Genomic DNA, 18408 nt, shown 5'->3' on the forward strand with positions numbered 1-18408 from the left:
GCTCTTTTCTCAGGCCGAAGTAAATTTTCCTCAAACCGCCTCCGCTGTGATTGCATGTGGGGCATGGATCTGTTGGAGAGAAGCCATTGTCTCACTGGACGCGCTAGATACATTTGGGAAGTTCAATGAATCAGCCCACGCGAGCCATTCGCTGAGCACGATGAGTGTCCACAAGGCTCTAGCGTGATCGGCTCGCCGCTGCCGATGCTCGTTCAGCATTACTTGCACCGCCGCCAAATCGACACCCGAGTGGCTCAGCCGGGGTGAATCCAACCTGGATTGCGCCCAGTCGAACAATGGGTCCCGCAACCACTGCGCAAGCGGCACCGACAAACCGCGCTTTTTCCGCATCACGATATCTTTTGGCAGGTAGCGCAAGGCGTAACGCTTCAGAAAGCGCTTGGTTTGAAACAGCCTGACGCGCTCCGTGCCCGGCAGCGTCGCAGCAAACTCAATAACCGCGCGATCGAGGAACGGTGCCCGCAGTTCCAAGCCAAAGCGCATTCCGGCGCGGTCCGCCTTGGTCAGCAAACCTTCAGCGAGGGAATGCTCGAGATCAAACTGCTGCAGCATGTCCAGCAGTTTGCCGCTCCCCGCCACTTCTATTTCGCCGGCATCAGCGGCAAATCCCAGCGTTGCCATGACATCCGGGTTAATGCTCGCCGTCCATACCCGATGCCGCGCCAGCGGGTTGAGACCCTCTCCCAGCACGAAGCGCTTCAGCAGAAAGGATAGGGTCACCTTTTTGTCACTCGGCGGCCAGCGTTCAACCCGTTTCCTGATGATGCCACGCATGCGCGCTGGGAGCTTGGCGTAAGAATTGGCAAGCCCAGCCCCAAAATAGGTAGGATACCCCCCAAAAAGTTCATCCGCGCCTTCGCCGGACAATGCCACGCGGATCTCCTGCGCCGCCCGCCGCGATAGCAACGCCGCGGGAATCCAGGCCGGATCCGCAAGCGGCTCTCCGGTACTGCGAATCATGTCCCCCAGGATGGCAGGCAGATCCCCAGGCCTGACCCAGACGGACGTGCACTCAATGCCCAGACGCGCCGCCACCGCCTCCGCGAAGGCTCCTTCATCGTAGGATCCCTCGTTGAAGCGCAAGGTGAAGGCGCGCAGCGGCTTGTCTGGGTAAACCTGCCTCGTCACGGCGGCGATCAGCGAAGAGTCGATCCCCCCGCTCAAAAAAACGCCGAAGTCGACATCCACCGCGCTTTGCCGTCGTACGGCATCGCGGAAGATGACGTCGAACTCCTGCTCGGACGGCCGCCTGGCGACAGCCTGGCCAATCTCCCAATGCCAGTAGCGTCCGTTTCTGACGCCGTCGAGGTCGATGGTCACGATTTCGGCCGGCGGGACCTTGACGATGTCCGCAAAAGGGGTGGTTGGCGCAGCGAAATATCCGGCGCGCATGTAGTCACACAGCGCGCTCTGGTTGGCCCGCTTGACTACAGCCTGGTCCTGAGCCAAGGCGGCGATCTGCGAGGCAAAAAAAACGGTTTCATCCTTGACCGAGTAGAACAGCGGGCGCTCCCCGGTTCTGTCCCGAGCCAGAATGACCTTGTTGTCGCGCTGGTCCCAAATGACGATGGCGAATGCACCAACCAGCCTCTCGACAAAGGCGCCCCCCAGTTCGAGATAGAGCGGCAGGATGACGGCGACATCCGTCGCACCCGCGACCGCACGCCCACGCCCGGTCAGCCAGGCGCGAAGTTCCTGGTGATTGTCGATTTCGCCGTTGCATACGGCCATGACCCCGGCTTCCGCGTCAACCAAAGGCTGCTGCCCATCGGCCAGTCCGCGGATTGACAGACGGGAGAATCCGAACATCGCCGAACCGAAGCCGTGCACCTGCGAACCATCCGGCCCCCTGTGCGCAAGCGCATCCAGCATACCCTTAACCCGCCCTGCCATGTCCCGTCCATCATGGAACCGGCCTAAGCGAATAATGCCGCAAATTCCGCACATGGGTTTAGCGCGCCTCCGCCGCAGGCAGAAGCGCTGCCGCATAGCCAGAGGGCAAAGGGATCACCCGCGCACCGTACCTTGCCGCGATTTGCCCGAGTAAGGTCCGTTGCTTACCGTTTGCCATCAGAAACACAGGTGCCTTGTGTCGACCCAGCCACGCGTCCAGTTGATCCATCAAGATGATTCGTTGCAACTCCTTGCTGTCGTTGTGCATCTCAAACAGGATGTAGTTGCTGGTGAGTTCCGTCCCGTCCTTCGTAATCACATAGATCAAGCGCTTCAGATAAAACGGAAGGCCGTTGGGCAGGCACTCAATGCAGGCGATGTCGGTGTCCTTGCCAAGATCCTCGGGCATCGCTGCAGCCAGGTTTCGCGATGAGCGGCTTTCGACGAAACGCTGAATACCCGGGAAATTGATGGTAATCAGCAACAGCGGAACACTGACAAACCCGAGAAATGTCAGCCTTGGGTCATTTGATCGGAGCGCCGCCAGGGAAAGCGCCACGACAACGGACAGGGACACCAGCAGCAGGGGCAACTGGGGCTTTATCATCGCCACAGCCCGCTCCTTCAACCCAAGCCCCCCCTCGACTAACGAAGGATTCAATAGCCAACCGCCCGCGAACAGGGCCAGTACCCCCATGATCACGGCCAGTGCAGCGGCACCGCGTCTGACGATGCAGGCGGATCGCCCCAAGCGATTGCCCAGGGCGCTGGAAAACACCCTCCCGACTAGGACACCCAAGGCAATGACGGCGGTGAGGATATAGCCAGGCAGCTTGGACTGGGATACCGAAAAGAAACCCACCACGACCAGGGCCCAGACCATGAACAGTCGATCCGCGCTGGTCCAGTGACGCTGACTGCGGCAGGCTGCCGAAATGGATTGCGGCAACAGCAGGCTCCAGGGAAAAAAACAGCTCAGGATGATCAAGCCGTAGTAATAAAACGGCGCAGTGCGGTGGAACTCCTGGGTCGTGAAGCGGGCGAAGGACTCTTTGACGAGACCGTAATACGGGAAGTCAGGACAAAGGATTGACAGTCCGACAAACCAGGGCAAAACCACGGCAAAGAAGATAGCCCAGTTGATCGGGGCAAAGCAGCGCCTCATGGCGCCCTTACGGCCATCCAGCGGATTGAACACGGCCATTACCAGGGTGGGAAGGAGAAACCCTACCGGCCCCTTGACCAAGGTGGCCATGCCGGACGCAAGCGCACCCAGTCTATACCATCGCTTGCGCTCGGCGTCCTCAGACTGTTCGGCAAGAAAGCAGGCAAAAATGGCCGAGCACACGAAGAACGCCAGCGTCATATCGAAAATGACGATGCGCGCAAATGCAAGATACAGCGGAGTCGATGCCACCACCAGAATGGCGGCCAATGCGGCGCGCCGATCATAGACCCGCTGACAGAACAAAAAGATCGCGATGAGCAACGCTAGCGCGAAACCCGCAGATGACAGCCTTGCGGTGAACTCCGACTCTCCGAAGGCTGCAAAGGACAGTGCCACGGTCTTGAAGTAGAAAGCCGGCTTGTCCAGATACGTCATTCCATCGTAGGTGGGAACCAGCCATGTCCCCGAATCCGCCATTTCCCGGGCCACCTCAGCATTGCGACCCTCATCGGGCGCCAACAGAGGCAAATCGCCCAGATGCAACACGATGAAAACGGCGCTTAATGCGAAAGCAAGAACGATCATCCAGCCCCTGGAATCAGAAGCGGCAAGCTGTCTTGAGCAGGGCGAATTCATGGAATCGGAAATACTCATGGTGCTGAATCGTATTGGAAGGCTGATTTCAGGTGCGAGCACCCCATCGACCGGGGACTTTCAAACCGGTCTGGCAAGCCCAAACAGCCGTCTAGAACGGGGGCTGGCGCTATCCCGTCGCCGTTCCGCAAATCACTCCTCGCGGTCCCTGAACGAACGCACGACTCCCCCGCCAACTACAGCGCCAACCGGGGATGGTGCGCCAAGCCGCCCTTGGCTGCGCCTCGTTCGGCGAGGGCCAACGACCAAAGCACCAGCACATCAAAGCATTCCGCTTCGGCCAGACGTTTCGGATCGTTGGCGCATTCTATGACACCCGCTGGAATGACATTGTCTGCCCGATAGGTTACGCGCATTGCATTTCCGTCAATTTGTGCATAGAACAGTAGCATGTGGCCGGAATCTTTAGAAAAAATCCCGAACCAGGGACTGAAGCAATGAATGTCATCAAAATACTCAGAGACCGACCCACAGCCCGGAATGCTCCGCCACACGGCACTGCAGGCCATGGCTTGTGCTTGCGGAAGGCCTATTCCCTGATCGGGGTAAGGAACCAGCAAGACCGGGTTTGCCGACGCTAGGGCATTGATATAGCTGAACGCCAGCTTGGCGGGAGATTGCACGTGCGGGACTGGCTTCATAGGTAGGATGGGAGCGGTTGCGACTGGGCGAAAGTGAGTGTTGAATTGTCATCGTAATGCGTTCAGTAGTACTGAGCATTCAATGTTCATGCCAAAACGCGCTCCATGGAAAGGCAAAGGGTTGCGGCGGCCCGCGCGCGCCAGGATCAAATTTTAGTGGTTCAAATACACCACCCCCACCAGACCTCGGCATTACAATTCAGGCACTGAACGTCGCTGACTCGGCGCTGACAATCGACCTGAGGATGAAGACGGGAGCCAGGCAGCGGGAGATCATCGGCAACTGCACACGTTTCGGCGGTCAACGAGGTGCAAGGATTGTTTGAAATCCTTGCACAACCCTACATTTCTTGCAGGATGTGGCGAGGCCCCGCCCTCATAATCGGGCCAAGAGGCGCGCTCACCTCGCGCCTGTCACATGGCGCTGGGTTCCGTGGCGCGCCGCCGCGGTTTTCCTTACATTTGACAAGGCCACCCCACGGCCGCATTCTCATTGCCAGCTCGAATGCGCGTGGCCAAGTTTGCTGTTCCGGTATGGTACTGCGGCCCCGATGATTGAAAGTCGCTCCTTCAATGTTCCGAATTCAATTGCCCTCTTGAAATCCCGTCCCCCAGCGAAGCTTTTCCCGGCCCACTATTCGGTTGTCCTGGTCTCCTGGTTGGTCTGGCTGGGCATCAACCTGGACGGGCAATTACTCACCCCGCAGGCAGGACTGCCTGTCATGGGCGCCGCGGGCCTGGTTGTCCTGACCTGCATGCTGGGATCCGTGTTCGCTGTGGTTCGCTTTGCCGACCACCTGGCGGACTTGCTGGGTGAACCGCTGGGTACGCTGGTACTGACCCTGACCGCCACCGTGATCGAGGTGAGCCTCATGGTGGCCATGATGCTGGCCGGCGATCAGAACCCCACCCTGCTTCGGGATACCGTGTTCGCCACCCTGATGCTAGTCCTGAATGGACTGGTAGGCACGGCCCTGACCGCCGGCGGTTGGCGACACCTAGAACAGGCTTTCAACCTCCAGGGCGCACTCTCCTTTCTGCATCTGATCGCGCCCCTGTCCCTGATCCTTCTGGTGCTGCCGGATTACAGCCGCTCCACTGCGGGCCCCACCCTGGCCCCGCAACAGGAAGCGCTGCTCGGCGTTGCCTGTGTCCTGGTATACGCGGTGTTCCTGCTGATGCAGACCACGCGCCACCGCTCCTATTTCGACCACGCCGAGGACGAACCCACGCCGTCAGCCTTGCCCCACGCTTTGCATCGGGGTGCGGTGTTGCGCTCCGCAGTCGGGCTATTGTTCTCGGTCCTACCGGTCGTGCTGCTGGCGGAGCATCTGAGCGGCCTGATCGATTACGGCATAGAGGAACTCCACGCGCCGGCATCGCTGGGTGGCCTGATCGTCGCTGCCCTGGTGCTGGCGCCCGAAGGTCTCAGCGCCTACCGCGCGGCGATAGCCAACCGCGTCCAGCGCGCCGTCAATATCTGCCTGGGCTCGGCACTTTCCACCATTGCCCTGACCGTGCCCAGCGTGCTGATCATCGCAAGCCTGCAGGGGCATAGCCTGATCCTGGGATTGCAGGGCGTGAATTCAGTCTTGTTGTATGCGACGCTCTTCGTCGCGCTGATTACCTTTGTCAGCGGGCGCGCCACGATCCTGCAGGGGCAGGTGCACATCCTGCTGTTCTCGGCCTATCTGTTCTTCATCTTCTTCCCCTGATCCCCGAAAGAGCGGTCGATCGGTAGCGGGTGAACAAACGACCGACATACTTGTCCATGCTGGATAGCGCTTCGGATCAAATCGTGGATATGATCCGACAGGGTCCACCCCACCCATCGACATTGGCCATCCATCCCGAGGAATCACCATGGCAAAGCTGCCCTCCTCCCGTATACCGCCCTCCGAAATTACGCCCCGCGAGGTCTACCAAAGTCGCAGGCACTTCCTGCAGTTGTCCTTGGGGCTTGCCGCCGGGGCCTTGGCGCCAGGGGTCGGCTTCGCCGGCGATAAGCTTGCGGGTGTCACGAGCAGCAAATACGTCGTGCCGGACCAACCCACCCCGCTGAAAGACGTCACGCGGTACAACAACTTTTATGAGTTCGGCACCGACAAGGAATCGCCGGCTGAAACCTCCGGCAGCCTCAAGACACGCCCCTGGACGGTGGCGGTAGACGGCGAAGTGCACAAGCCCAAGGTGTTCGACATCGACGAACTACTCAGTCTTGCGCCATTGGAGGAGCGCATCTATAGGCTGCGCTGCGTCGAAGCCTGGTCGATGGTGGTGCCCTGGGTCGGCTACTCCCTGGCGGAACTCATCAAACGCGTGGAACCCACCGGCAACGCCAAGTATGTCGAATTCACCACCCTGCATGATCCTCAGCAGATGCCGGGACAGCGCTCGGACGTACTGGAATGGCCATACCGGGAGGGCCTGCGGCTGGACGAAGCGCGGCACCCGCTGACCCTGCTAACTTTCGGCCTGTATGGGGAAGTTCTGCCGAACCAGAACGGCGCGCCCGTGCGCATTGTCGTGCCCTGGAAATACGGCTTCAAGAGCGCGAAGTCCATCGTTCGCATCCGTTTTGTCGAGCAGCAGCCGATCTCCACCTGGATGCGGGCAGGGCCGTCGGAATACGGCTTCTACGCCAACGTCAACCCGGCGGTGGATCATCCCCGTTGGAGCCAGGCGAAGGAACGGCGCATCGGCGATTTCTTCAAACGGCCTACCCTGCCCTTCAACGGCTATGTCGATGATGTCGCGCCTTTGTATGCCGGTATGGATCTGGCCCGATATTTCTGAGACCCATGAAAGGGAAGACAGTCCTTGAGCAGCAACTGGTTTGGATCAAGACCGTGGTGTTCCTGTGCGCCCTGATTCCTCTCGCCAAGCTGGGAACCGGGGCGTTCATGGACAACCTCGGTGCCAACCCCATCGAGAAGATCACCCGGACAACCGGCTTCTGGACGCTCAGTTTTCTCATGCTGACCCTGACGGTCACGCCGCTGCGCCGCCTCTCCGGCTGGTCCTGGCCGATGCGCCTGAGGCGCATGCTGGGGCTGTTTGCCTTCTTTTACGGCAGCTTGCATTTCCTCACTTACGCGGTCGTCGATCAATTTTTCGACTGGGACGGCATCGTCAAAGATATCGCCAAGCGGCCCTACATTACGGTGGGCTTTCCGTCCTTCCTGCTGATGATCCCCCTGGCCGTGACCTCGACGGACGCCATGTTGCGCCGCCTGGGCGGCAAAAACTGGAAGCGCCTTCACCGCCTGAGCTACGCAACCGCGCTGGGCGGCGTCGTTCACTACGGGTGGCTGGTCAAAAAGGACTTGAGCAATCCCATCGTATTTGCCGTGCTGCTAGCGCTATTGCTGGGCTTCCGCGTGCTCCTGCGGTGTGCGGAGCGGAACGGGAGGCAGCGAGCCGTACCGCGCGCAGCCGTCCCAGACAGCCTCACGCCATCAGACTCCGGAGTACGCAAAACATCGGGGTAGACTCGTTTAGGAAATCATGCGGTAGAGAACGTGCGGCCCTGCGACCATCCAGCGGGGGCGCGAGAGCCGCTCGTTTGGGAAGAGATTAGGACTGCTTTAACAACGGGTTGCTAGCACTCGATGAGGCAGGTCGAAATCGAGTTTGCATTGGGTACCGCCGGAGCCATTAACCTCATAGACCCAATAGCCGCCCGGATGCTCCTTGCTGGATTCCGTCGATCGCAGAGTCGGCCGGCCGAAACGGAATTCCACCTCTTCCTTGGACATGCCCAGTGCCCCCTTGAGGTCATTCGGATCAGGGGACTTCTGAATTCCGCACGCGGCCAGCAGGCCGGCCACGAGCAGCATCAAGAATGTAAAGCGCAAATTCATGCCATTCTCCTCGCTTCTTGCTTGTTACGGATTGCACGAAATTTCGGTTTGAATTGAGCGCCAGACCGTACCCCAAACACGTCGGCCGGCGATATTTTCTGACCGCAATTCCCAAGCAAAGTTCTGGGACTTGATGAAATTCGGCGGAATAAGCGGGCGCGACGTTTGTCGCGCCCGCGGATGGGGAAAGCTCTGCGGAAAGATGGCGGGGAGTTTCGGTCTTCCGGGACCGTCGCAGTCAGAAAACGCTTCTAACCGGGCGGGTCCGTGTTCATGATATTCATCGCTACGCCGGTGGTGCGCTGCTCCAGCACCGGCGCATCGGTCACCAGCAAGGTGGTGCCTGGAACCAGGGACTCGTACACGGCCTTTCCGAACGCGGGCGGCAGGCTGATACGGGCCACTTCGGTCCCATTGAGTGGCAGATCGCGCTCCTTCTCACGCCCCGGGATGCCCACGCCAAGCCAGCGGTGCGCGGGTGCGTCCTGTGCCAGAACGCTCTGTCCCTGACCGAGCCCGTTCTGCATGATGAAGGCATGGGTGCCAAGGGGCCGCCCCGGATCCCTCAGCGCCAGACGCGCCCGTCCGATTTCGATACCGTTGCGGAAAACCAGTACGCGCTGATCGGCGCGACTCATCACGATGGAGAGGGGCCCTGCCGGCGATTTCTCAGGATTCCAGCGGAATGCCTCGCGTCGCGACAGACGCGGCACCTTTACCACGCCCCCGGTGGAGGCATCGACCGGCGCCAACGGAGCTGGGTGCACCACCTCGTTCGGCTCGTTCTTCTGGCCCCCGATCACGACGGTCATGCCCATATGCCCCGCCTCGAACAACAGGCGCGCGAATTCCGAGGGCAGATGAACGCAGCCATGGGACGAAGGATAGCCAGGCAGGTCTCCCGCATGCAGCGCCACACCATCCCAGGTCAGCCTTTCCGTGAAAGGCATGGGCGCATTGTTGTACGTTTTTGAATGATGCGAGCGATCCTTCTGCAAGACTGTGAACACGCCGGTGGGCGTACTGTGTCCACGCTTGCCGGTGCTGGCCGAAGAAACCCCGATGCGAACCCCGTTGCGATACACATAGGCCCTTTGTTCGGGCAGACTGACCAGCACGACAATCGGTCCAACCGGGACCGCATCGCCTTTCCAAATGAATTGACCTGGCTTGAGCAGGATGGGGTCCGTGTCAACCGGCTGTGACTTGGTTTCCCCCCAGAACGGGGCAGCAGCAGTCCATGAATTGAACAGGAGAATGGTCAAAAAAAACAGGACGGCGCGCATGGCTTCCAACTGACTGAATGCATTGAACTCGATGAGTGCCGGAGCCCCGCCTTTCTGGCAGGACGGAGGCGCAAGTTTACGGCAGGAATGCTCCAGGCGCCGGCCAATCCGCGCAGACGGCCCTGAAGCAAGTCAGGGCTGCTGCCACAAAGATGCCACCGCGCCGGGGTTCCGAAAGCTCAGTTTCCGCCTTCCGAGCCGGTGAACTCGACGCCGTCCACCTTGCCGTTCTTGTCGGACAGGCAATGCCAGGGCGCGGTCGCCTCGGGCACCTTCACCATGATGCTGATGCCGGACTGCGCTTCCGAGACACTGCTGACCGAAAGCTTCCCCGCGCTCACGCCTGTCGTCTTGGCCACCGCCGCCAGGCAGGCTTTCTCAGCCGCGCTGCTTCCCGCGCCCGAGGCCTTGGCTGCCGAAGAGCCCCCCTTGATGTTGACCTTCAGTGTGTAATTGACCGGCTTGCCGCTGTCCTTCGCAGCGCCCATCAAATAAAGCCGAATGGTATAGGTGCCATCTGCCGGCAACTGGCCCTCGAAGTGGTTGCTGGCTTCATTCATGCCCACGAAGAGGGCTTCGCCACTGCTACCCGGCGCGATCACGTTGAAGTAGGCCGCTCCCTTCCCAGCCTTGAAATCCACCGTCATGGTCTGCCCCGCAGACGCACGCAGCGTGTAATCCACGTCATCGCTCCCGACCAGCTTGCCGGTGACACTAGCGCCGGTCTTGCCCTTGGCAAACTGGATGGCCGTGGGTGAAGCAGCCTCTGCCGAGACGGATGTAAGCGCCAGCATGCAGGCGGCGGCAAAACTCAAGAGACGAAACGTCATGATGCGCTCCTAGCGGTTCGTAAAACAGCGTAGGCAGTTTAACCAAGTTGCAACCCCCTGCAAGTTCTTTTATTGGTTCGCCTCGCCACTAACAGACCTCGCCGGCCGGGCAACCAGGCGGGTGCATCGGTTGGCATCGAGCATGCCCCATAGCTTGGGGCCATGCACTGGCCGCCGATCTGACAGATTTTCTTATGCGCGCTAATATAGAGCGATACCCGGGAAGCCAATGGCTCCTGCATCAGCGCCTTGACGACGGAGCTCCCGACTCTCCATGCCGCACCTTAACCACGACACGTCACCGATTCGCGACGCCCTGCGCCGGGCCATTTCCGCCCATCATGCCGCGGCGTCCGACACGGGTGCCTTAGCCCGGTTGCGCGAGCCGGACCTGCATCCCGACGAGTATGATCGGCTGCTTGTACGTTTCCATGCGCTGCATCAGGTGTTGGCCGACACGGTGACCGCATTGGCCTGCCCGCCCTGGACCCGTTACTTTCACCTTGCGCTCCGGCTGAGCGCCCTGAATCGCGATTTGAACGTGCGCCATCTACAAGCCTCATCCCGCGCGCAAGCAGACGCCACTTCGATCTTTTGCTCCTTATCGGCAAAGCCAGTCGCACCGCTTTGGGCCGGGCGCGCCTATATTCTGGTAGGCTCCTTGATGGGTGCCCGCGTTCTGCGCGGCGTCCTCACCAGTTCGCTGCGGATCAACGAGAGCAACGGCGGTGCATTCTTCTGTCTGGAACCCGAGGTCCCCGACGGCAACCTGACCGCTAGCTTATTCTTCGACCTGCTCGAGACTACCGCGTGGTCCCAGGACGAGGCAGCCGAGCTATGCGGAACCGCGGCCGAGTTCATGCGGGCACATGCCGAATACTGGAACCTGCCTCTGGAGCACTGACCCTCCTCCCGAGTAACGGCACGCAGCGCGAGGTGGCCGGCTCAGTGCTTCCAGGCCGTATCGGCTTGTGATGCGCTCTGGAGAGCCACCCGACCGCGCCACAGGGGATAAACTCAATCACCCCGGCTTATGGGAGTTGCAAGCGAATGACAAGCCGACCCATCGATCCTGACGATCCCTCCTACGCAGGCTTTTTGGCGGCAGCGCTAAAAAACTGCGAGGCAGAACCCATTCACCAGCCCGGGTCGATTCAACCCACTGGCGCTCTCGTCGCAGTTTCGATGTCCGATGGTCTGATCCGCATGGCCAGCGCCAATCTGGAACTGCTGTTCCCCGATGCGAGAGCGGTGCTGGGCCAACCGCTTGCCATCCTGCTCGGCGAGACGCAGGCAAGCCGCGTCCTTGAAGCCTGCTCGCGGGGCTGTGACTGGAGATCTGCCGAGGTGGTCGGCCTGACATTGCGCCAGGAGCAGCGGGAAATCGAAGTCGATGCGCTGGTTTTCATCTCCGATGGGCTTTTGGTCCTCGAGATCGAGCGGCAGAAACGGGAAAGCCGGGACCTGTTCCGGGACCTGTTCATTCCGGTCCGGGACGCGCTATGGCAGGCGGATGCGGAGTACGATCTGCGCCGCTATACCCAGGCGGTGGCCGATCAGGTCAGGATTCTCACGGGCTACGATCGCGTGATGATTTACCGCTTCGACGCCAACTGGGATGGCACGGTGATCGCGGAAAGCCGTTCCGCGGGCACCGAGAGCTATCTGGGCAACCGCTTTCCGGCCTCGGACATTCCGGCGCAAGCGCGTGAACTCTACCGCAAGAACCTGGTGCGCCTGATCGCGGACGTCGAGTCGGAGCCGGTCGCCGTGCTACCTGCGCGCAATCCCTTGACCGGCGAGCCTCTAGACATGAGCCACTCTGCCCTGCGCGCCTTCTCTCCCGTACACATCGAGTACCTCCGGAACATGGGCGTCCGCGCCACGCTGACGATTTCCCTGATCCAGAACGGCCGTCTATGGGGGCTCATTGCCTGCCACCACTTCTCGCCGCGGTACATACCTTTGCGTGTCCGCGAATTGAACGAATTTGTGGGCCGGACGGTATCCCTCAAGCTCTCCAACCTGGAGAACGAGGAACGGCGCGAACTGGACCGGCGTGTGCACGAACTGCAAGGCGAACTGCTCTGGCAGATCCGCCGCTCACGTAACCTGAGCGAAGACATCGCCCTATTGAGGAGCGGGCTGCTCGGCCTGGTTCGCGCCAAGGGCGCACTCATTTCCATCAGCGGCGTGCATTATCTGTTCGGTGAGACACCTTCGCCGCGCCAGGTGGATGGCTTGCTGGCCTGGTTGCGGAGCCTGCCCCCAGCGCCGGTTTTCCACACCGACAACCTGAGCTCGCTGTTGCCGGAGGCCGAGGCCTATCACGAGAGCGCCAGCGGTATCCTTATCGCGCCCTTGGCCCCCGATGGGGAGGACTTCATCCTCTGGTTCCGTGGCGGCGTTCTGCAAACCATCGCCTGGGCCGGGCGCCCGGAAAAGGTTCTGCTGCAGGGCTCGGAGCGACCCAGAATATCGCCGCGCCGTTCGTTCGAATCCTGGATAGAAACCTACCGGGACAAGTCACCGTCCTGGTCGCAGGTCGAAATCGAGGCCGCCAACACCCTGGCCACATCCATCCTCGAAGTACTCAATCAGCGCGCCCTACGTTCCAGTGAGGAGAATTATCGGCTGCTGGCGGAGCACTCGACGGACATGATCGCACGCATCCGTGCCGACGGCGTCTGTACCTTCGTCTCGCCCGCCTGCCTCGACCTGCTTGGCGTTACGGCAGATGCCATGCTGGGCAGGTCCCTGGGTGAATTCCTGAAAGAGGAGGAGCGCGAATCGCTCTGGCGCGCCCTCGCGCGGCTCGAAGGCTCCGACGAGCCGGTGTCGTGGATTTTCCGCTCTCAGCGCGCTGATGGCAGCCCGGTCTGGGTGGAAGCCAGCTTCAAGAGCCTTCTCAGCCTGGGGAATGAAGGCGAAATCATCGTCAACGCACGCGACATCACCGACCGCTACACCTACCAGCTTGCCATCGAAGATCTGCACCGCCGCAACGCACTCATCCTGCAGTCCGCTGGCGAAGGCATCCTCAGCCTGGACCAGAATGGGATCATCACATTCGCCAACGAGCGCGCGGGCCGGTTGCTGGGCCATATCGCCTCCACCTTGCCGGGACAGCCAGGCCAGGACGTCCTGGTCGTGGTGGACAGCGGCGGTGCTCCGGTGCCGGAGGAGCACTGGCCGTTTCATGACCACATTCAAAACAAGAAAGTCTTCCGCGAGGGCCGCCTCCTGGTACGCCACGAGCAAAGGCAGACCTTGGCGCTGGAATACACATCGGCGCCTCTGCTGGACGGCGAGCAGATAGCCGGCTGCGTGCTGGTCTTCAAGGAAGCGGCGGAACAGGGGCTCCGATTACGCCCTGGGCACACCACCGAGGCAATCCTTGACCAGGCGGCGGAAGCGGTGATGATCACCGATGCGCAGAACCGCATCGTATCGGTCAACCGCGCCTTCACCGAAATCACCGGCTATCGTGAAGCCGAGGTCATAGGCAACACGCCGCGGGTTCTGAAGTCGGGCATTCACACTATCCAGTTCTATGAAACGCTCTGGATCACCCTGATCCGCGACGGGCGCTGGTGCGGCGAAATATGGAACCGGCGCAAGAACGGCGAGGTTTACCCGCAGTGGGGCAGCATCTCGGCGATCTACAACTCCGATGGCAGCGTGCGCAACTATGTGTCCGTGTTCTCGGACAACTCGAAAGCAAAAGAAGCGGAGCGGGAGCTGTTCTTCCTGGCCAATCACGATAGCCTGACCGGGCTTCCCAACCGGAAAAACTTTACCCACAAACTGGTGCAACTGATCGAGCGCGCCCGCCGTCATGGTCACCGCCTGGCGGTCGCCTTCATCGACCTGGACTACTTCAAGGTGATCAACGATTCCCTCGGGCACTCCGTCGGCGACTCCTACCTGCAGACCATCGGCGTGCGCCTGAGCAACGTGACCCGCAAACAGGATATCCTGGCCCGCTGGGGCGGTGACGAGTTCATCTTCGCCATGGATCAGGTCGAGAGCCGGCGCAGCATCTCGGAGATTCTCGCCCGCCTCGCATCCGCACTCTCGTTGCCCGTAAAAATCGAAGACCATGAGATATCGCCCACGGCGAGCATCGGTGTGAGCCTGTTTCCCGATGACGCCGACACCACGGACGACTTGATCAAGGCGGCGGATACCGCCATGTATCAGTCAAAACAGCGCGGCAGGAACCAGATCCAGTTCTACACCGAGGAACTGGCCCAGGCTGCCAACCGCAAGTTCACCATGGGCACCGATCTGCGGCGGGCGGTTCGATGCGGCGAACTGGTCTTGCACTACCAGCCCCAGGTGGATGTGGCGACCGGGGCGTTGATAGGCCTCGAATCCCTGGTGCGCTGGAATCATCCGCGCGCCGGCCTGATCGGTCCTTCCGACTTCCTGCCCCTCGCCGAGGAACTGGGCCTGGTGCCCGACATCGGCGATTGGGTGCTCCGGGAAGCCTGCACGCAATGCCGGTCCTGGCTGGACGCAGGACTCGTTGTGCCGCGTATCGCCGTCAACCTCGCACCCTGCCAGCTTCAGGCGGGCTTGGTCACCAAGATCAGTCTCGTGCTGGAACGATTCGGGCTCAGCGGCAGCATGTTGGAGATAGAGATCACGGAAGGCGCGATGGAACAGGGCGAGCAGGCCCGCGCGGTGATGGGGGCGCTGCGGGATATCGGCGTGGCCATGTCCATCGACGATTTCGGCACCGGCTACTCTTCCCTCTCCCACTTGCGCAACTTGCCCGTGGACCGATTCAAGATCGATCGCTCCTTCGTCGAGGGCGTCGACGCCTGCCCGGAAAACCTGGCCATCGTGCGCGCCATCCTGTCACTGGGCTCCACTCTGGAGATCCAGATCATTGCCGAAGGCGTGGAGACCGAGAGTCAGAGTTCAGTGCTGCAACGGGAAGGCGTGACAGCCATGCAGGGATTCCTTTTCGGTGTCCCCCTTGGCGCCGACGCGATGACGCAGCTGTTGCGGGCAGCACAGCTCAGGCTTGGAGACATTCCGAATTCGGCGTCACGCTAGAGCGCCCGCCTGCCCCCATCTCAGGTCAAACTGAGCAGCACATCGCTGCGGCTGACTTCCCCGATCAGCCTGCCGCGTCCATCCACTACCGGCAGTTCCTCGCTACCCGACTCGATGAGCAGCCGCAGGGCTTCCCCCAGCGGTTGCATGGGCTGAATGCTGGGTGGTTGGGGCTGCATCAGGCTCTGAGCCAGCGCTTCAGATTCCCAATGTCCTTGGGTGATCGCAGCCGGCGCTATGGCCCCCAGCAGAAGTCCGTGACGGTCGGTGATCCAGATGCGGCTGGCGGTCGTCGTGCAGAACGCGGCTCGCAATTCATCCAGTGACGTTGACAGGTCCATAACCGCTTTGGGCTTGGTCATGAGATCCGAGACATGGGCCAAATACATGGGTAGCAGCGGCCGGTGCGGGCCGAGACTCTCTGCATAGATCGACTTGCTGCGAAGAGCGGCCGAAAGATAGCGCGAAGTCAGGCATGCGATGATCAGCGGGAACAGGAGATTGGCATCCAGGGTCATTTCAAAGACCATCAGAATAGCCAGAACCGGGGCATGGGTCGTCGCCGCGAGAAAAGCGCCCGCACCCAACGCCGCATAGGTGACCAGCACACCGGTCGAGTGAACTCCAGTCGCCGGGAAAAGGCTCTCGAAAAGCCAGCCCAACGCCGCGCCAATCAGCAAGGTCGGCGTGAACACACCGCCCACCGCCCCCGAACCGGACGCAATGACCGTCGCCAGGAACTTCATGAGCAGGATGCTCAGGACGAAATCAAAGGTCGCTGGTTCTCGGAACAAGGCTTCCACGACACCATGCCCGTTGCCCCACACCTCCGGCCGCACCAGAGAGATCAGGCCGACCATCAAGCCCCCTAGGGCGAGGCTGGTGGGCAGGGAGAACCGCAGCCGTCGGAAGACGCTGCGCGAGAGCTCCAGCGAAAGCAGGAATACGGGTGCGGCCAGGCCGGCCACCAGACCCAGCTCGAATACCCGGGGAAGATCGATCGTTACCGGCGCGTTCAATACCGCGGAAGCAAAGATAGGCTGGATGCCGATCCAATGGCGTATGACCAGGGTGGCGGTGATAGCCGAAACGATGAGCGGACCCAGCGCCTCGATGGCGATTGACTGCAAGACCACCTCGGCGATGAACAAGGCCCCCGCCAAGGGCGTGTTGAAGCCGGAGGCCAGGCCAGCGGCGCCACCGCAGGCGACCATCAGCTTCAGCTTGGGCTGCGAAACGGAGAGGCAGCGCCCCAGCACCGAACCCAGCATGGCGGATAGCTGAACCATGCCACCCTCGCGCCCGATGGAAGCCCCGGCACTGACGGATAGCAGCGATGACAACAGGGGTAGCAGGGTCGCGCGAACACGCATGACACCATCACCGAGACGGATGGCTTCCAGGTACTCCAATGGGCGCTGCCCAGGAAGCAGGCGCGCTCCCAGCATCAGTGCGAAGCCAGCCAGTGCGCCGCCGATTGTCGGAATCCAGACCCGCTCGATCGGCGACAGGCTCTCGGCGATCATGACGATGTCGCGGCTTTGGCCAGTGAACAGCCAGGTCAGTTGCAAATTGACCGCGCGGAAGGCCGCCGAACCCAGACCGCCTAGGATGCCGATCAGGATGGCCCATAACAGCATGCCGCTGTGCCCTGCCCCCGTCCGCCCAGCCGCTGCGCTCAGCCGCAGCCGAATTCGCCATGCCAGCTTGTACGCTGCTGATTTGATGCCTACGCGGAAGCGCTCAAGGAGACCATGTGCGCGTCGTGGGTTGGGCTTGGCTGGCATCGGGTCGTCTTGGGGACTGAGACAAGTATCCGTATGCTCCCTTGAAGCCCCCCCGCATTGCAAGCCTTTACGCCCGGAGCTGGAAAACGGCTCTCACGTCGCCCATCAAACGGCGTCGCCTCGAACTTCCCGGAACAACACAGAGAAACGGACCGCATCACTTGGAATTTCTTCAGCCGGGCACTTCGGATATCATCACGCGTAGGCCCCACCGACCAAGGACACACCCATGCCGCAAACGCTTGGTGAGATACAGAACCCTGCCTACCCAGCCCTCGCGGCCTTGCTGGAGCGCCACGACTTCCCCGAAGGAACCTGCTGGCAGCGGGAGCGGTATGCGCCCAATGCGACGGTCATTACGGAGGGAGGCTATTCCTCCAAGGTCTACCTGGTACTTTCCGGCGAGCTACGGATTCTAGGCAGCGTCGCGCTGGCCAATGAGTACCGGGTGAAACCGGGCATCCGCGATGTCGGCCCGGGGGAAATGTTCGGCGAGTTCGCCCTCCTGGACAAAAAACCCCACGCCGCCACGGTCGTCGCCGTCAGCGAAACCGAGCTGGCAGCCGTCGACTGCCAGTTACTTTGGGATTACATGGATGCCAATCCGGCGATCGGTTATCAGGTCCTGAAGGAACTGTCAGCCAGCCTGGTCGCGCGCATGCGAAAGACCAACGCCCAGGCCCTCAACTTCCTTGCCTGGGGATTGCAAGCCCACGGGTATCAGGATCACCTGAACTCCGACCCCGCCTGAGTCAATCCGCGCGGGGAAACCTTACGCTCCGCGCTGCTGGCGCAGGCGTTGCACCAGGGTCTCCATAATCTGCAGGGCAAAGAACGGTGTTTGCTGGACAAGAAATTGAAAGCGCTTGCCATCGATGGGTTCGAGTTTGCTCCCGACGCGTGCGACAGCCGTCGCGGTGCGTGGTCCGCGATCCACCAGACTGATCTCACCCAAACTGGCACCGGGGCCGATGGTATCGATGAGCTTTCCGCGCACGAGGATTTCAACCTCGCCTTCGACCAGCACATACATCAAGCCGTTTGACGTATCCCCTTCAGTGAAGATGGTTTCACCGGCGGCGAAGGCAACCGCCTCCGTGGAATTGCGAAACATGTTGATGGTCGTGGACACCGGCAGAACTCCGCAAACTGCTTAAATTGAGCCATGCTATCCCCGCCATGTGACAAAGCGGTGACA

The 18408-nt window shown here is 61.0% G+C and carries 14 protein-coding genes; 6 read left to right on the plus strand and 8 right to left on the minus strand.

Annotation, left to right across the window (positions count from 1 at the left end; genetic code table 11):
* Window positions 1-30: 30 nt before the first annotated feature.
* The 3 genes from asnB to EK23_RS11105 form a co-directional block, all read right to left on the minus strand.
* The gene (gene asnB / locus EK23_RS11095) at window positions 31-2010 is read right to left on the minus strand and encodes an asparagine synthase (glutamine-hydrolyzing) (protein ID WP_327037051.1); all 1980 of its coding nucleotides are present in this window, start codon (window positions 2008-2010) and stop codon (window positions 31-33) included.
* Complete coding sequence (locus EK23_RS11100) at window positions 1973-3736, minus strand: ArnT family glycosyltransferase (RefSeq protein WP_235282016.1); 1764 nt, start codon at window positions 3734-3736, stop codon at window positions 1973-1975. Before EK23_RS11100 ends, asnB begins: the two co-directional genes overlap by 38 nt.
* Window positions 3737-3912: 176 nt before the next feature.
* Window positions 3913-4377 (minus strand): hypothetical protein, encoded by a 465-nt coding sequence (locus EK23_RS11105; RefSeq protein WP_145998634.1) that lies wholly within the window; start codon window positions 4375-4377, stop codon window positions 3913-3915.
* A gap of 596 nt (window positions 4378-4973) precedes the next feature.
* Here EK23_RS11105 and EK23_RS11110 point away from each other — a divergent pair.
* The 3 genes from EK23_RS11110 (at window position 4974) to msrQ (ending at window position 7868) form a co-directional block, all read left to right on the plus strand.
* Window positions 4974-6092 carry a calcium:cation antiporter gene (locus EK23_RS11110; protein ID WP_045225437.1) on the plus strand — a complete coding sequence of 373 codons (1119 nt, stop codon included), beginning with the start codon at window positions 4974-4976 and terminating at the stop codon, window positions 6090-6092.
* A gap of 148 nt (window positions 6093-6240) precedes the next feature.
* On the plus strand, window positions 6241-7173 hold the full coding sequence (gene msrP / locus EK23_RS11115; protein WP_045225438.1) for a protein-methionine-sulfoxide reductase catalytic subunit MsrP: 933 nt from the start codon (window positions 6241-6243) through the stop codon (window positions 7171-7173).
* A gap of 5 nt (window positions 7174-7178) precedes the next feature.
* Complete coding sequence (gene msrQ, locus EK23_RS11120; protein ID WP_103557141.1) at window positions 7179-7868, plus strand: protein-methionine-sulfoxide reductase heme-binding subunit MsrQ; 690 nt, start codon at window positions 7179-7181, stop codon at window positions 7866-7868.
* A gap of 96 nt (window positions 7869-7964) precedes the next feature.
* On the opposite strand, the gene EK23_RS11125 is transcribed toward msrQ, so the two are convergent.
* The 3 genes from EK23_RS11125 to EK23_RS21730 form a co-directional block, all read right to left on the minus strand.
* The gene (locus tag EK23_RS11125) at window positions 7965-8240 is read right to left on the minus strand and encodes a hypothetical protein (RefSeq protein WP_045225439.1); all 276 of its coding nucleotides are present in this window, start codon (window positions 8238-8240) and stop codon (window positions 7965-7967) included.
* Between the two features lie 251 nt (window positions 8241-8491).
* Window positions 8492-9526: a L,D-transpeptidase gene (locus tag EK23_RS11130; RefSeq protein WP_045225440.1), complete on the minus strand. Its 1035-nt coding sequence runs from the start codon at window positions 9524-9526 to the stop codon at window positions 8492-8494.
* Window positions 9527-9705: 179 nt separating this feature from the next.
* Window positions 9706-10356: a hypothetical protein gene (locus tag EK23_RS21730; protein WP_052808116.1), complete on the minus strand. Its 651-nt coding sequence runs from the start codon at window positions 10354-10356 to the stop codon at window positions 9706-9708.
* Between the two features lie 274 nt (window positions 10357-10630).
* Between EK23_RS21730 and EK23_RS11140 the strand changes: the two genes are divergently transcribed.
* Together EK23_RS11140 and EK23_RS11145 are read left to right on the plus strand one after the other, a co-directional pair.
* Window positions 10631-11260 carry a heme oxygenase-like domain-containing protein gene (locus EK23_RS11140; RefSeq protein ID WP_045225441.1) on the plus strand — a complete coding sequence of 210 codons (630 nt, stop codon included), beginning with the start codon at window positions 10631-10633 and terminating at the stop codon, window positions 11258-11260.
* Window positions 11261-11406: 146 nt separating this feature from the next.
* Window positions 11407-15423, plus strand: a complete 4017-nt coding sequence (locus EK23_RS11145; RefSeq protein WP_045225442.1) for an EAL domain-containing protein — start codon at window positions 11407-11409, stop codon at window positions 15421-15423.
* 20 nt (window positions 15424-15443) lie between these two features.
* On the opposite strand, the gene EK23_RS11150 is transcribed toward EK23_RS11145, so the two are convergent.
* Entirely contained in the window at window positions 15444-17210 is a 1767-nt protein-coding gene (locus EK23_RS11150; protein ID WP_082054122.1) for a ClcB-like voltage-gated chloride channel protein, read from the minus strand.
* A 229-nt stretch (window positions 17211-17439) separates the two neighbouring features.
* Between EK23_RS11150 and EK23_RS11155 the strand changes: the two genes are divergently transcribed.
* The gene (locus EK23_RS11155) at window positions 17440-17961 is read left to right on the plus strand and encodes a Crp/Fnr family transcriptional regulator (protein WP_045225444.1); all 522 of its coding nucleotides are present in this window, start codon (window positions 17440-17442) and stop codon (window positions 17959-17961) included.
* A 21-nt stretch (window positions 17962-17982) separates the two neighbouring features.
* Here the strand turns inward: EK23_RS11155 and EK23_RS11160 are convergent, their stop codons facing one another.
* Window positions 17983-18342: a cyclic nucleotide-binding domain-containing protein gene (locus EK23_RS11160; RefSeq protein ID WP_200892143.1), complete on the minus strand. Its 360-nt coding sequence runs from the start codon at window positions 18340-18342 to the stop codon at window positions 17983-17985.
* Window positions 18343-18408: the final 66 nt, after the last annotated feature.

The organism is Methyloterricola oryzae (assembly GCF_000934725.1).
Taxonomy (GTDB): domain Bacteria; phylum Pseudomonadota; class Gammaproteobacteria; order Methylococcales; family Methylococcaceae; genus Methyloterricola; species Methyloterricola oryzae.